This is a genomic window from Spirillospora sp. NPDC047279 (assembly GCF_040643285.1).
Lineage (GTDB): Bacteria > Actinomycetota > Actinomycetes > Streptosporangiales > Streptosporangiaceae > Spirillospora.
Genome location: NZ_JBEYUA010000008.1, coordinates 399428 through 413055, shown reverse-complemented (window position 1 = coordinate 413055; position 13628 = coordinate 399428). Strand labels below are relative to the sequence as shown.

The window sequence follows — 13628 nt, the reverse complement described above, 5'->3', positions numbered from 1 at the left end:
CCCACCCCGCCCAGCTGAAGATCGACTTGAGGCAACGCCAGGCAAAGCCTTGGCGATGACTGAGATGCCGCCGCACGCCCCATCGTCGTCACCCGGACACGGCTCCACAAGGTGTCCTGGGGGGTCGTTATGGAAGCAGCGGAGGCCGTGGTGGCGGCGCGGGACCTCGGGGTGCGCACACGCCGCGGATGGATCTACTCCGGCGTCACGCTGAGCGCCGGGCGCGGCGCCGTCGTCGCCGTCGCCGGGCCCGGCGGCAGCGGCCGCACGTCGCTGCTGCTCACCGTGGCGGGACGGATGAAGCCCTCCACCGGCAGCCTGACCGTCTGCGGCATGGCCCTCCCCGGCGCCGCGGCCAAGGTACGGGCGAAGGCGGCGGTCGCGCGGGCCACCGGCGCCGCCGAGCTGGAACCCGAGCTCCGCGTACGCGATCACGTCCGGGAACGGCGGCTCATCCTCGGCCGGACGCCGCGCGACGCGTTCGGCCGGGCCTGCGAGGCGATCGGCGCCGAGCTTCCGGCGAAGGCCCTCGTCGGCGACCTGCGGCCGTCGGACGCGACCCGGCTGGCGCTCGCCCTCGCCCTGATGGAGGAGCCCGACGTCCTGGTGCTCGACGACCTCGACGACGGCGCGGACGGCGCCGAGCAGCACGACCTGTGGGACGCGGTCCGCCGCGCCGCCGGCACCGGGGTGACCGTCCTCGCGGCGGTCACCGAACCCTCCCCCGCCGACGGGTTCGCCGACGTCCTCGTCCCGCTGGGAGGGAAATGATGCGCGCGCTCAGGCTCGCGGCGTTCGAGCTGTTGCGGTTCCGCCGGCCCCTGCAGCGCGCGGGGCTGGCGTTCCTGCTGATCGTGCCGCTGCTGTACGGCGGCATCTACCTGTGGTCCAACTGGGACCCGTACGGCAGGCTCGACCAGGTCCCGGTGGCGGTGGTGAACGACGACCGGCCGGTGCGCGTCGAGGGCAGGACGATCGACGCGGGCGCCGACTTCGTCACCGAGCTCGAGAAGGACCCCCTGCTCGGGTGGCGGTTCACCGACGGCGGCGAGGCGGCGGACGGGCTCGAGGACGGCCGCTACTACGCCGTGATCACCGTCCCGGCCGACTTCAGCGCCAAGCTGGCCAGCGGCGCGAACGGCACGCCCCGGAAGGCCGCGACGAGCATCCGGCTGGACGACGCCAACAACTTCCTGGTCGGGATCATGGCCGAGACCGTGCAGTCCGAGCTCCAGCGCCAGATCTCGGCCGCGGCGGTCGCCGCCTACTTCGAGGCGGCGTTCGGCAAGCTGACCGAGCTGCACGACGGCATCTCCGACGCCGCCGACGGCGCGGAGGAGCTCGACACCGGGCTGGTGAAGGCCAAGGACGGCAGCGGGCGGCTCGTCTCCGGGCTGGGCACCGCACGGGAGGGCACCGCCGAGCTGGCCACCGGTCTCGCCTCCGCCAAGGACGGCACCGGCGAGCTGGCGACCGGGCTCCGCTCGGCCAAGACCGGCAGCGCCGCCCTCGCCACCGGCCTCGTCGCGGCCGAGGAGGGCACCGGCGAGCTCGTCACCGGGCTCGGCAGGCTCAAGGCGGGAAGCTCGGAGCTGGCCACCGGCCTCGGCAGCGCCGAGACGGGTTCAGGGCAGCTGGTGGACGGCCTGGGCAGGCTCAAGACCGGGACCGCCGAGCTGGCCCCCGGCGCCGCACAGCTGTCGCAGGGCATCCACCGGCTCACCAGCGAGGCGGTGCCGATCGCCGAGGACCTGTCGGCCGCGCTGCCCGGCCTCGCCGACACGGCCGTGACGTTGTCGGGCGACGCCGCCGACCTGACGTCCCTGGGCGCCGCGCTCGCGGCCCGCGTCGCGGCGACCGCCAAGGAGGTCGACGACTGGCTGCACGGCATCGTCCGGAAGTACCCCGAGATCGCCCGCAGCCCGCGCTTCGCCGACCTGCGCAAGGCCGTCACGACCCTGGACGGCACCATCGCGAGCCGCCTGGAGGCGCTGGCCGCCGAGTTCCCGCAGATCAAGCGCGAACCCGGATACGCCACCGTGGCGAAGGCCGCCGCGACGATCGACGCCACCCTCGTGAGCCGCCTGCACCGCCTGGAGAACGAGCACCCCGAGCTGAGGAACGACCCCGTCTGGGAGGCGATCCTCAAGCTCGCCGACGAGATCACCGAACGGGCCCAGGAGATCGCGAAGAGGGCCGCCCGGATCAACGCGGTCACCCAGGAGGTCGCGGGCGACGCGCGCACGTTCAAGAGGAACGTGCCCGCCCTCCAGCGCGAGCTGGACGAGGCCGCCACCGGGCTGACGACCCTCGACCGGGGCGGCGCCGAGGTCGCCGCCGGCGCGCGCACCGTCGACCAGGGCGTGGGCAGCGCACTGGCGGGCGCGGCACGGCTCGACACGGGCATCGCGGCCGCCGCCACCGGCATGTCCACGCTCGACAAGGGCATCGGCACGGCGCTGACCGGGACGGTGGCGCTCGACAAGGGCACGACCCGGGCCGCGACCGGCATGGTCGCCTTGGACAAGGGCATCGGCTCCGCGCTGACCGGAGCGGTCGCGCTCGACCGGGGCGAGGGCAAGCTGCTCGACGGCGCGAACGAGCTGAACGAGGGCAGCGGCAAGCTGCTCGCCGGAGCGCGGGAGCTCGACCAGGGCAACACCGAGCTGGAGGCGGGCGCGAGCGAGCTGGCCTCCGGGCTGAAGTCGGCGGAGGACCAGATCCCCGTCATCGACCCCGACGACCGGGAGTCCTACGCGCGGACGCTCGCCCAGCCGGTGGACGTCACCAAGTCCAACGCCCACCCCGCCGGAAAGTACGGCCGCGGCCTCGCGCCGTTCTTCATCTCGATCGCCATGTGGGTCTTCGGGATCGTGGCGTTCCTGCTGCTCCGGCCGGTGTCAGGGCGGGCCCTGGCGAGCGGGGCGGGCGCGGCCACGGTGGCGTTCGCCGCCTGGCTGCCGGTGCTCTTCATGGGCGTCCTCGCCGCCGTCGTGCTCTTCGCCGTCCTCACGTTCGGGCTGGGACTGGACCCGGTGAACTCGGGCGCGACGGTCGGGCTGATGTCCCTCGGCGTCGCGTCGTTCAGCGCGATCGTGCACGTCCTGCGGCTGGCGCTCGGCGCGGTCGGCGACGCCCTCGCGCTCGCCCTGCTGATCCTGCAGCTGGTGTCGTGCGGCGGGCTCTACCCGGTGGAGACGTTGCCTCAGCCGTTCCGCGCCGTCCACGACGTGATCCCGATGACCTACCTGGTGGCGCCGTTGCGGGCGACGATCTCCGGTGGCCAGTCGTCGCACGTGTGGCGGGACGCCGGCGTCCTCGCCGCCTTCCTGGTGGTGGCGCTGGCGCTGCTCGTCCTGGTCGTGCGAACACGGCGACGCTGGTCGATGGCGCGGCTCAAACCGGACCTGGAGTTGTGACCCGGGCCGTCCCGCCCGTCACGGCATGTCCGGGGACGCGCCTGAGGACGCGTCTGAGGGCGTGCCGTCCGGTGCCCCGGACGGGTCACCCGACGGGCCGGACGGGCTCGGCGTGGCGGTCTTGGGCTTCGGCTTGGGCTTGGGCCGTTCCGCCTCCAGGTACTGGTGGCCGGACTTGAGCTTCTGCCCGCGGAACAGCTGCGACACGGTCACGAACGTGAACCCGCGGCGCTCCAGCCCCGACAACACCCGCGGGATCGCGTCCACGCTCGCCTCGTGGATGTCGTGGTAGAGCACGATGCCGCCGGTCCTGGGCTCTCGGGTGCCGACGCGCACGTTCTTGCTCACGCTGTGGTGCTGCCAGTCGAGCGAGTCGACGCTCCACATGATCTGCGGCATCCCGACGGCACGGCCCACCCGGCGGTCGGTCGCCCCGTACGGCGGCCGGAACATGGCGGGCCTGACGCCCGACGCCGCCTCGATCGCCTTGTTGGTGCGTTGCACCTGCGAACGCACGGCGCTGGACGACAACCCGGTCAGCTGCGGATGCGACCAGCTGTGGTTGGCGACCTCGTGGCCCTCCTCGACCATCCGCCTCACCACCGCCTCGTTCCCCTCCACGTTCTGGCCGAGCATGAAGAACGTGGCGGGCGCCCCGGCGTCCCTGAGGTCGTCCAGCAACTCGCCGGTGTACTCGCCGGGCCCGTCGTCGAAGGTCAGCGCCACGCACTTGGTGCGCATGCAGTCGACCGGCGGGGGCGCGGGGGTCGGCGAGACCGTCGCCCTGTCCAGCGCGGCCTGCTGCCTGGCCGCCTGCGCCGGCCGGCCCGTCGTCTGCTGGCCACAGGCGGACACGCCGAGCGCCACCCCCGCCAGGGCGAGAACGGCGGAAAGCCCGCCACGCACCCCGTTATCCCTGCTTCGCACACGTACCCCCGAACAAGTGGACCCGTGCGGCCTAAATACCCTCCGTCACACGACTTCCAGGCATGCGGGAGTGAAAGGAACAACAAGAAACCGCAAGGTCGGGCGTGTACACGCCCGTCCTCGCGGTCTCAGTGCGGGTGTCAGCGCACCGGCCAGTCGGGCACCTCGGCGGGCAGGTCGGCGGTCACCCGCATCGGGAACTTCGCCGGCCGCTTCTCCAGGAACGAGGTCACGCCCTCGCCGGCGTCGGGGGCGCCGCCCATCGCCGCCATCAGGCGCGAGTCGGCCTCGTGCGCGGCCCACGGGGACGGCGCCGACAGGCCCGACCACATGAGGCGCCGGATCGCCGCGACCGACACCGCCGAGGTGTTGTCGGCGATCTCCCGGGCCAGCTCGTAGGCCGCCGGGAGCAGCTCGTCGGGCGCGTACACCCGCGACACCAGCCGCCCGGCCAGCGCCTCCTGCGCGTCGAACACCCGGCCGGTCGCGGCCCACTCCATGGCCTGCGCGATCCCGACCAGGCGCGGCAGGAACCAGCTCGACGCCGCCTCGGTCACGATTCCGCGCCGCGCGAACACGAAGCCGAACTTGGCCTTCTCGCTGGCCAGCCGCACGTCCATGGGCAGCGTCATGGTGACGCCGACGCCGACCGCCGCGCCGTTGAACGCGCCGATCACCGGCTTGAGGCAGCGCGCGACGCGCAGCGCGACCGTGCCGCCGCCGTCACGGGGCGTGCCGTCCTCGAAGACGTCGTCCGCCCCGGCGAACATGTCGTGCGACTTCTCCTTGTTGAAGGTGTCGCCGCCGCCCCCGAGGTCGGCGCCCGCGCAGAACGCCTTTCCCGCCCCGGTCACCACGACCACGCGCACGTCGTCGTCCGCGTCGATCTTGTCGAACGCGTCGAGCATCTCGTTGCGCATCACGTAGGTGTACGCGTTCATCCGGTGCGGCCGGTTCAGGGTGAGCGTGGCGACCCCGTCCTGAACCCCGTACTCGATCTCGGTGTACGACACTGCGGCCCCAATCGTCGCGCCTGCCATGTAGACCTGCCATGTAGAACCGCATTCTAGGAAACGGCGGCCGCCCGGCGCGGCGCCGGGGTCGGATCGCAGCCGGCCGTCCAGCTCAGCCGGCACGGCCAGGCGGCACGCCAAGGCGGCACGGCCAGGCGGCACGGCCAGGCGGAGCGATCAGGCGGAGCGATCAGGCGATACCGGTCTGATCGCGGAGATCAGGTGGTGGCGGAGGGGAACATGCGCGAGAGGACGTCGCGGCGCCAGTCGTCCAGGGAGCCCTGAAAGCCGTGCGGCGGCATCGGCACGAGCTCGCCGTTCTCGACCTTGAGCTGGACGGCGACGCCGGGGGCGATCTCCACCTGGTCCGGAACGGTCGCGCCGCCGGACGCCAGGCACTGCGCCAGGGCGCCCATGACCTGGGCCCAGCCCTGGCCGAGATAGGGCGGCAACGCCACGACGCGGATCTCCGGCAGGCCGCCCGCCGCCAGGCCGTGCGTGCGCAGCATCAGGCCGTCGTCACGCTCGATGCCCGCGATCCGGACCTCATCTCGCTCGCCCATGAGACGACCCTACGCCGCGCCCGCGCCCGCCCCGGTCACCGGGATGACCTGGGTGATCCACATCACCGGCGCGCGGCCTGCATCGGCAACGCGAGTCCGCACTGGCAGTTTGTCGGATAAATTACGACAGTGAATTGGGCCGTGACGACCTACGACTCCGCCTTCGGGTATGTGTCCGCGCACGGCGCCCCGCTCGTCGACCTGCTCGACCCCCAGCCGGGGGAACGGGTCATCGACCTCGGTTGCGGCACCGGAACGTTCGCCGCCGAGATCGCCGAGCGCGGCGCCGAGGTGCTCGGCATCGACGGCTCCGTCGACATGGTCTCCCAGGCGGCCAAGCTCCACCCGGGGCTGTCGTTCGCCGTGGGGGACGCCCACGACTTCACCACCAGCGAGTCGTTCGACGCGGTCGCCTCCAACGCGGCGCTGCACTGGATGACCCGCGACCCGGACGCGGTGATCTCCAGCGTGCACGCGGCGTTGCGGCCCGGCGGCCGCTTCGTCGCCGAGATGGGCGGCGCCGGCAACTGCGCCGAGCTGATCGCCGCGATGCAGACGGCGTGGCGTGTCTTCGGCCTCGGCGAACCCGAGCTGCCCTGGTACTTCCCGAGCCCCGGCGAGTACACCAACCGGCTCGAGGACGCGGGCTTCACCGTGCGCCTGCTGGAGTACGCCGACCGGCCGACCCGGATGACCGAGGGACCCAACGGCGCCGCCGACTGGGTGCGGATCTACGCCGCGAACGCCCTCGCCGACGTGCCGCCCGAGCTCATCGAGCCGCTCCTGGGCCGCATCAACGACCTCGCCGCCCCGGCACTGCGCCGCGAATCCGGCTGGGTGGCCGATTATGTGCGCCTGCGCTTCGCCGCCGTGCGCAAGGCTGATAGCAACTCCCTATGAGGCTGTACGACCAGCGCACAGGTGAGTACTCCGACGTCCGCCCCGGCCTGCGCGTCCACGTCGCCGACGGCGCCGTGCGGGCCCTCGTCACCGCCGACCTGCTGCGGCGCGTCGCCGAACGCGTGACCCGGCGTCCCGTCCGGGTCAGCCGTTCGGCGGGCGTCTCGGTCCCGGCGGCGCCGTTCAACGTGCCCGACTTCGACGTCGCCGACCCGCCCGCGGACGCCGTCCAGATTTCCGGCTCCCCCGGCCACCACCTCCACGTCCCCGAACCACCCGGCACCTTCAGCACGCCCAGCGCACCCGGTGCGGTCGGTGCGGTCGGTGCGGTCGGGGACTCTGGCGTGGCGGGCGACCTTGGCCACTCTGACGCCTCCGAGACCTCCGCCGGCTCGGATGCGTCCGGGGATCCGGTCGCGTTTCGGCTGGCGGTGCTGCGGCTGCGTCACCGGGATCCGGCGACCGGTCTTGACACCGGGCGGGCCGTGGACGACCTGTCCCGGTGGCGGGCGGCGATGGCCGAGTGGGCCGGCTCCCCCGGGCGCCCGATCGACCGCGCGTACATGGCGGAGGCCGAGGCCGCGCTCGCCGACGACCTGGACAGCCCGGCGGCGCTGGCCGTCCTGGACCGCCTCGCCGCCGACCCCGAGGTGCCGCCCGGCGCCAAGCTGGAGACGGTCATCCACCTGGACATGCTCCTGGCCCTCGACCTGGTGGCCCACATAGGCCGCGCCTGACCCCGAAAGCGGAGGAATCCCCGAGTCACCCTCCGTATCGCCCCGATCTCGCTAGCGTGCTGGCGGTCCGGAGCGAGGAGGGTGTTGTGAGGGGTGCGTCGCTCCTGCCGTTCGTGCTCCCGGCGTTCGTGCTCATGCCGAGCGGCTGCGCCGTTCCCGCCGGAGCGGACGGCACGCTGCGTCCCAGCGGCACGTACACGCCGATGCGGCCCGGCGGCCACGCACGACCCGGTGCGGCGCCCGGCCCGCGCGCCGGTACGCCTGCGGGCGCCACCGCCGTGCCTGCCGCCGGGACGGTCCTCTCCGCCTATCGGCGCTACCACCAGGTCGTCGCGTACACGTTGCGGACCAACGACCCGGCGCGCGTCTCCGAGGTGGCTGCGGGAGCCGAGGCGCGGCGCCTCAACGGCATCGTGCGGGCCCATCGCCGAGCGGGGCTCATCCAGCGCGCTCACGCCGACCCGCACCCCCGGGTCACCGCCCTGCGCCCGCCCGCGGCCCAGGTCGCCGACTGCGTCACCACGTCCGGCCCGGAGACGTTCAGGGCCCGTACCGGCGCCCGCGTGGGCCGTCCGGCACGACCTCGGCGCCACCTCCTCCGCGCGACGCTCCGGCTCACCGGCGGCACCTGGAAGGTCGTCAAGCTCACCGAGCCCCGCGCGCCCCGCTGCTGAACAACCCGGCCCGCGCTCACCTGGTCGGGGCTCACCCGGCCGACGCTCACCCTGCCGACGTTCGCCTGGTCGGCGCTCACCCTGCCGACGCTCGCCTGGTCGGGGCTCATCAGGTCAGGGCTCATCAGGTCAGGGCTCATCAGGTCAGGGCTCATGCGGACAGGGCTTGGGCGACCTCGATGGTCACCCGGTGGCGGTCCAGGCCGAACCGGTCCAGGAGGGCGTCGAGGGCCGGGCTCTCCTGGGCCAGGGCACCGATCAGCACCAGCTCGACCGTGAAGCGGCCCTCGCGGGGCGGTTCACCCTCCAGGATCACGGCGGCCGTCCGGCGGCCCTGCCGGGCGAGCCGGGTGAGCAGGTTCACGTCCAGGAGGGGACGACGCGGCGGCCCGGCGACCATGGAGGTCATCTCGCTCTCGACGAGCGGGCGCGCGGCCGGGAAGCACGCCTCCCAGCCTGCGCCGAACTGCGCGGCGTCCGCTCTCAGCTCCTCGTAGACCGTGAGGATCCCGGCGAGGACGTGGTGCGGTTCCCGGCCGGCCACACGGGCGAGGGTGGTCATGGCGAGCCCGTCCCGCCAGGCCCAGTCCCGAGCCAGGCCGGGACGGTCGTACGGCTCGCAGCGCATCGTCCGGGCCAGCACGTACCCGGCCGAACGCATCTCCCCGTCGAGGTCGCCGAACCTGCGCGGCCCCCGCGGGCCGTGCGCGTCGGCGATGCGCTCGCGCAGGCGATCCGGCCGTACGCCCAGATCCGCGACGGCGGCGCGGGCGGCGGTGTCGTGGTCTCCCAGCAGGGCCAGGAGCTGGGCGGCGCGATTGTGGCCCCTGCCGACGCCGCCGCCCGTCGCGGCGCGCAGGGTGGTCGTCCACCGGGGCCGCGGCAGGCCGGGCGGGCCGGGGCGGCGTCCCTCGCGCCGCCGTGCGGGCCGCGACGGCCGCCGCGTCGCGTAGGCCGAGGGCAGGCCGCGCAGCGAGCCGTCCGCGTCCGGAGGCTCCGCGTTCGCCTTCCGCCACGCCTCCCGGGAGAGCAGATCGTCCAGAGCGGCGTAGGTCACGCCCGCCTCGACGAGGATCCGGTTGCCGACGGGGTCGCCCTGGGCCGCCAGCGCGAGGAGGAGGTGCGCGGTGCCGATCCGGTCGTGCCCGCGGCGCCACCCGTACAGGAACGCGTCGTTCAGGCACACCTTGGTCGCGTTCAGCGCCTCCAGCACCCCATCACGTTCGGGGACCCGGACCACGCCGGGCAAGGGCCTGGCCTATGGCGGCCGGGGACACGTTTGACCTGGCCGTGATCTGGACGCTGGAGGATCTGGCGCTTGTCCCCGCCCGCCGACTCAGGGAGTCCCCCTCCGTGACCCGCATGGTCGTCCGTTCCGCCGGAGTCCTGTTCGTGTGCGCCGCTCTGACCGTGCCGGGCGTCTCGCCCGCGCAGGCGCAGGGACGGGCGAGGGGGCAGGTGCCGGCGCGCGCCGCCGCGGCACCGAAGATCACCTGGAAGCGGTGCGCCGAGGACCGGACGGCGCGGTGCGGCCGCCTGAGCGTCCCGATCGACTGGGACCGGCCCGGACGCGGCCGGATCGGCATCGCCGTGACGCGCGTGAAGGCCACGAAGAAGCGGCTCGGCGTCCTGCTGGTGAATCCGGGCGGGCCCGGCGGGTCGGGCGTGGACTTCGCCCTGGACCGGGCCGGGCTGTCCCGGCAGGTCAGGGAACGGTACGACATCGTCGGGTTCGACCCGCGCGGCGTCGGGGCCAGCCACGCGGTGCGGTGCGGGAAGACCGGGAAACCGGCGCGGAGATTCCCCCGGAACGAGCGCGAGTTCCGGAAGCTGAAGGCCTACCAGGCGAAGCTCTACAAGGCCTGCCGGAAGAAGACCGGGCCGCTCTACGACTTCCTGGGGGCGGGCGGCGTCGCCCGGGACATGGACATGATCCGGGCCGCGCTGGGCGTCCGGCAGGTCTCGGTCTTCGCGCGCTCGTACGGGACGTGGATCGGGCAGCGGTACGCGGAGCTCTTCCCCGGGCGGGTCAGGGCGATGGTCCTCGACGGTGCCATGGACCACGGTGTGCGGGGCGCGCAGGCGTTCTCCGTGGACGAGGCGCGGGGGCTGGAGGCCGGGTACGCGCAGTTCGCCGCGTGGTGCAGGACGTCCCGGCACTGCGCGCTGCGGGGCAGGGACGCGGTCGACGTCCTGGACGGCCTGATGGCGCGGGCGCGGAAGGGGCGGCTGCACGAGATCGGCGAGCCTCGCGTGCGGCTCGGCGTGCCGGGGCTGGCACAGATGGTGCGCACCTCGATGTACGACCCGATCTCGTGGGCGCAGCTCGGTGAGGAACTCAGGGAGCTGGCCCGGCAGAAGAACCGCGCCGTGAAGGGCAAGGCCGCCGCGGCCCCCGGGCCGGACGGGCTGTTCGCCGGGATCCTGTGCCAGGACTGGAGCTTCCCCGTCCGCGACCACGCGGAGCTGACGGCGGTCATGAAGGCCACCCGCCGGGCCGCCCCGCACGTCCGGTTCAACCCGCTGGGCCACGAGGCGATCACCGCCTGCCTCGGCCGTCCGAAGGCCGCCGCGGACCCGCAGCGGCCGTACCGGATCAGGACGCCCCTGCTGGTCGTGGGCGGGACGGGCGATCCGGCGACCGTCCACCCGTGGGCCGTCGGCGTGCAGCGGAGCGTGCCCGGCTCGGCGCTGCTCACCTACCGGGGCGCCGGGCACGGCGCGTACGGGCTGAGCGGCTGCGCGCGGAAGGCGATCGACGCCTACCTGCTGAACGGGACCATGCCGGCGGCGGGCGCGGAGTGCCCGGCGGTGCCGCCGGACTTCGGCGCGCTGCGCCTCCGGAACGTGCCGGACGAGGCTAGGCGCTGGTGAGCGTGCCGTCGTTCAGCAGGTCGATGATCGGCCGCGCGAAGATGTAGGCGGTCCCGCCGCCCGGCTGGCCGAACCACGGCACCGCGATGCCGGTGAGCACGCGGCACGGCCGCTGGAGCCGGTAGGAGTGGTGCGGGTCCCGCTCCCATTCGGGCGGCAGCGAACGTTCGGGGAACGGGGTGCGCACCGCGTACGTGACGTTCCCGGTCGGGGCGCCGTAGCGGTCCACGACCGTGCCCGCCGCGAGCTCGATCTCCTGCCGGTTGCGGAACAGGCTCAGCGGCGGCTCGCCGTCGAACGGCTCGATCGGCTGCGGCTCCTCGGCGGCGGCCGGGACGAACAGGAGCGAGCCGAGCAGGTACGCGGCCGCCTGGTCGATGGCGTCGAACGCGGACTCCTTATGCCGGACGCCGTAGGCGAGGCGGAAGACCAGCCAGCGGTCGTCCTCGTACACCATGCACCAGCAGCCCTCGGCGGCCTCCTGGAGCCGGTAGGCGGCCGGGGCGACGCCCAGCTCGCCGAGCCGCCGCTCCAGGGTGCGCAGCACCTCGGCGGGCGCCGCCTGGCGTTGCGGGGGCGCGGGCGCTGGGCCCGGCGGCGGAGCCGGGGGCGGCGGCACCGAGAGCGCGGGATCGGCCAGCGGCTCGAAGACGGTGGCCGCGGACGGCGGCGCGGGCTGCTGGGAGTGCTGCTGAACGGCCGCGCCCGGCTCGAACACCGTGGCCGCGGGAGCCGCAGCGGGCGGAGGCGGCTGCGACGACGCGACGGGAGCGGGCGAAGGCGCGGCGGCCGGACGAGGCGGCACGGCGGCAGGAGGAGGCGCGCCGGGCGGTGGCGGCGCCTGCGGAAACGCGGCCGGGGCAGGCGCGGCGGGCGGAGGAGACGACGACGCGGCCGGGGCAGGCGGCGGGGCCGCGGCGGCCGGGGGTGGCGCCTGCGGAGACACGGCAGGAGCAGGCGGGGGCGACGGAGAGGTTCCCGGGGCAGGCGGGAACGGGGGTGGCGGAGGCCCGGCGGCGGGCGGTGGCGGCGCCTGCGGAGGCGCGGCCGGGGCAGGTGGAGGTGGTGGAGGCGACGATCCTGGGGCAGGCGGGAACGAGGGTGGGGGCGGGGGCGGGGTGGCAGCCGGGGGCGGCTGGGGTGACGCGGCCTGGGCGGGCGGGGGCACTGCGGGTGAGGGGGAAGTGATGAGGTCGGTGGCGGCGGTGCGGGTGGCGTCGTCCACGGGCGGGACCTGGAAGCCCTGGGCGCGGATGTGCGCGACGAGGTCGGCCTCGGGCGGGATGCCGTGTTCGCGCAGGTAGTAGGCGGCGCCGCCGGACCACACCCAGCTTCCGTCGGTGTGGAACGTCATCGGCACGCGGTTGCCCCGCGACGGGTCGATCATGTCCGGGGCGTAGGAGCGGGCGGCCAGCACGACCGGGGCCTTCCGCAGGTACTCCACGACCCGCTCGACCTCATCGGCGGGGACGGCCGGGCGGGACACCGACGGCCGGTCGCGGTCGGGGCCCATGTCGTCGAACAACCTCGCCTCGCGCAGCCCGCCTCCAGCAGCGGCGGGCGCGGACGCGGGGCCGGGCGCCGGGGCGGCGTTCTGGAGGCGGGTCATCCACTCGGGGACGTCGTCGCGGGGGAATCGTTCCAGCTCCTGCCGGACGTGCTCGGCCGTGGCCTCGGGGCGGAACTCGGGCTCCTCGTCCCAGGTGTACTTGGACTGGCAGGTCACCTGGCCGTCCTCGTAGAGCACCTGGAAGTCGACGCGCGACCACGTGCTGCCCTGGAAGCCGTACATCCCGGCGCGCAGCCGGTCGAACAGCACCCCGGCGCCGGCGGGCGGCGGCGGGAAGGCCATCCGGCCGTCGGACCTGTGGACGAGCATCGGCGGGAACTGCACGTTGTCCCCGACCGCCTGGTAGTAGCCCTGGATCATGCGCCAGAGCGGCGGCGCGTGGCCGGCGAGGGCGAGGGTGATGTCGTTGGAGAGCAGTTCCATCTGCTCGACCGGGTTGAGCGGCGGCGCGTTCAGGTCCGGCCCGTACTCCGGTTCGCGTCCTTCGAGCCGCGCGCGCAGCCAGGCGGGGGTGTAGTCGTTGTCGCGCGGCAGCACGATCTGGTCGCGGCGCCAGGAGTCCTGGTCGAGCGGCGGGTTCCACTCGGGGTCGTGGTCGAAGTTGTAGAGCCGCTGCACCTGCTCGGGCGCGATCAGGAAGCGCAGCGAGAACCAGGTGCCGCGCTCGGACAGGTAGTGGGCGCGGCGCAGCTCGGCGAGCAGTTCGGTCAGCTCGGGCGGCGCCTGCTCGATCTCCGACGCGCTGCCGTTCGCCAGCAGGACGGTCAGCTCGATCTGCGTGGCCGCGACGGAGGCGGCGCAACGGAGGTCGACCTGTTTCCAGCCGGGCGGCGCCAGCCGACCCGCGCACCGGATGACCTGATCTTCAAGCGCCTCGATGCGCTCGTTCCGCCCCGACACAGACTCGTCCCCTTCGCGATTCCGAATGGTCGCGTTCGGCAGGGTATCGGC

11 protein-coding genes are annotated in these 13628 nt (G+C 74.2%); 6 read left to right on the top strand and 5 right to left on the bottom strand.

Going from position 1 to position 13628, the window contains the following annotated elements; genetic code table 11:
- Window positions 1-129: 129 nt before the first annotated feature.
- Both ABZ810_RS23060 and ABZ810_RS23055 read left to right on the top strand, forming a co-directional pair.
- The gene (locus ABZ810_RS23060; RefSeq protein WP_358406231.1) at window positions 130-771 is read left to right on the top strand and encodes an ATP-binding cassette domain-containing protein; all 642 of its coding nucleotides are present in this window, start codon (window positions 130-132) and stop codon (window positions 769-771) included.
- Entirely contained in the window at window positions 771-3419 is a 2649-nt protein-coding gene (locus tag ABZ810_RS23055) for a YhgE/Pip domain-containing protein (RefSeq protein ID WP_358406228.1), read from the top strand. The genes ABZ810_RS23060 and ABZ810_RS23055 overlap by 1 nt, the downstream gene beginning before the upstream one ends.
- A gap of 18 nt (window positions 3420-3437) precedes the next feature.
- On the opposite strand, the gene ABZ810_RS23050 is transcribed toward ABZ810_RS23055, so the two are convergent.
- The 3 genes from ABZ810_RS23050 to ABZ810_RS23040 all read right to left on the bottom strand — a co-directional run bounded on the left by ABZ810_RS23050 (window position 3438) and on the right by ABZ810_RS23040 (window position 5922).
- Window positions 3438-4325 carry a polysaccharide deacetylase family protein gene (locus tag ABZ810_RS23050; protein WP_358406226.1) on the bottom strand — a complete coding sequence of 296 codons (888 nt, stop codon included), beginning with the start codon at window positions 4323-4325 and terminating at the stop codon, window positions 3438-3440.
- A gap of 161 nt (window positions 4326-4486) precedes the next feature.
- The gene (locus ABZ810_RS23045; RefSeq protein WP_358406224.1) at window positions 4487-5359 is read right to left on the bottom strand and encodes an enoyl-CoA hydratase-related protein; all 873 of its coding nucleotides are present in this window, start codon (window positions 5357-5359) and stop codon (window positions 4487-4489) included.
- A gap of 218 nt (window positions 5360-5577) precedes the next feature.
- Window positions 5578-5922 carry a hypothetical protein gene (locus tag ABZ810_RS23040; RefSeq protein WP_358406221.1) on the bottom strand — a complete coding sequence of 115 codons (345 nt, stop codon included), beginning with the start codon at window positions 5920-5922 and terminating at the stop codon, window positions 5578-5580.
- A gap of 141 nt (window positions 5923-6063) precedes the next feature.
- Here ABZ810_RS23040 and ABZ810_RS23035 point away from each other — a divergent pair, with 141 nt between their 5' ends.
- The 3 genes from ABZ810_RS23035 (at window position 6064) to ABZ810_RS23025 (ending at window position 8233) form a co-directional block, all read left to right on the top strand.
- Window positions 6064-6822 carry a methyltransferase domain-containing protein gene (locus tag ABZ810_RS23035; protein WP_358406219.1) on the top strand — a complete coding sequence of 253 codons (759 nt, stop codon included), beginning with the start codon at window positions 6064-6066 and terminating at the stop codon, window positions 6820-6822.
- Window positions 6819-7559, top strand: a complete 741-nt coding sequence (locus ABZ810_RS23030) for a hypothetical protein (protein ID WP_358406216.1) — start codon at window positions 6819-6821, stop codon at window positions 7557-7559. The genes ABZ810_RS23035 and ABZ810_RS23030 overlap by 4 nt, the downstream gene beginning before the upstream one ends.
- A gap of 86 nt (window positions 7560-7645) precedes the next feature.
- Window positions 7646-8233 (top strand): hypothetical protein, encoded by a 588-nt coding sequence (locus tag ABZ810_RS23025; protein ID WP_358406214.1) that lies wholly within the window; start codon window positions 7646-7648, stop codon window positions 8231-8233.
- A 151-nt stretch (window positions 8234-8384) separates the two neighbouring features.
- On the opposite strand, the gene ABZ810_RS23020 is transcribed toward ABZ810_RS23025, so the two are convergent.
- A complete protein-coding gene (locus ABZ810_RS23020; protein ID WP_358406287.1) occupies window positions 8385-9473 on the bottom strand; it encodes a Clp protease N-terminal domain-containing protein in 1089 nt (362 codons plus the stop codon).
- Between the two features lie 122 nt (window positions 9474-9595).
- Between ABZ810_RS23020 and ABZ810_RS23015 the strand changes: the two genes are divergently transcribed.
- On the top strand, window positions 9596-11107 hold the full coding sequence (locus tag ABZ810_RS23015) for an alpha/beta hydrolase (RefSeq protein ID WP_358406285.1): 1512 nt from the start codon (window positions 9596-9598) through the stop codon (window positions 11105-11107).
- On the opposite strand, the gene ABZ810_RS23010 is transcribed toward ABZ810_RS23015, so the two are convergent.
- Window positions 11094-13577, bottom strand: a complete 2484-nt coding sequence (locus tag ABZ810_RS23010; RefSeq protein ID WP_358406212.1) for a TNT domain-containing protein — start codon at window positions 13575-13577, stop codon at window positions 11094-11096. The two genes, ABZ810_RS23015 and ABZ810_RS23010, sit on opposite strands and share 14 nt — an antisense overlap.
- Window positions 13578-13628: the final 51 nt, after the last annotated feature.

Bases quoted from the DNA above. Each gene is read 5' to 3' on its own strand.
- ABZ810_RS23060 (WP_358406231.1), top strand. From the start codon at position 130: ATGGAAGCAGCGGAGGCCGTGGTGGCGGCGCGGGACCTCGGGGTGCGC.
- ABZ810_RS23040 (WP_358406221.1), bottom strand. From the start codon at position 5,922: ATGGGCGAGCGAGATGAGGTCCGGATCGCGGGCATCGAGCGTGACGAC.
- ABZ810_RS23015 (WP_358406285.1), top strand. From the start codon at position 9,596: ATGGTCGTCCGTTCCGCCGGAGTCCTGTTCGTGTGCGCCGCTCTGACC.
- ABZ810_RS23055 (WP_358406228.1), top strand. From the start codon at position 771: ATGCGCGCGCTCAGGCTCGCGGCGTTCGAGCTGTTGCGGTTCCGCCGG.
- ABZ810_RS23030 (WP_358406216.1), top strand. From the start codon at position 6,819: ATGAGGCTGTACGACCAGCGCACAGGTGAGTACTCCGACGTCCGCCCC.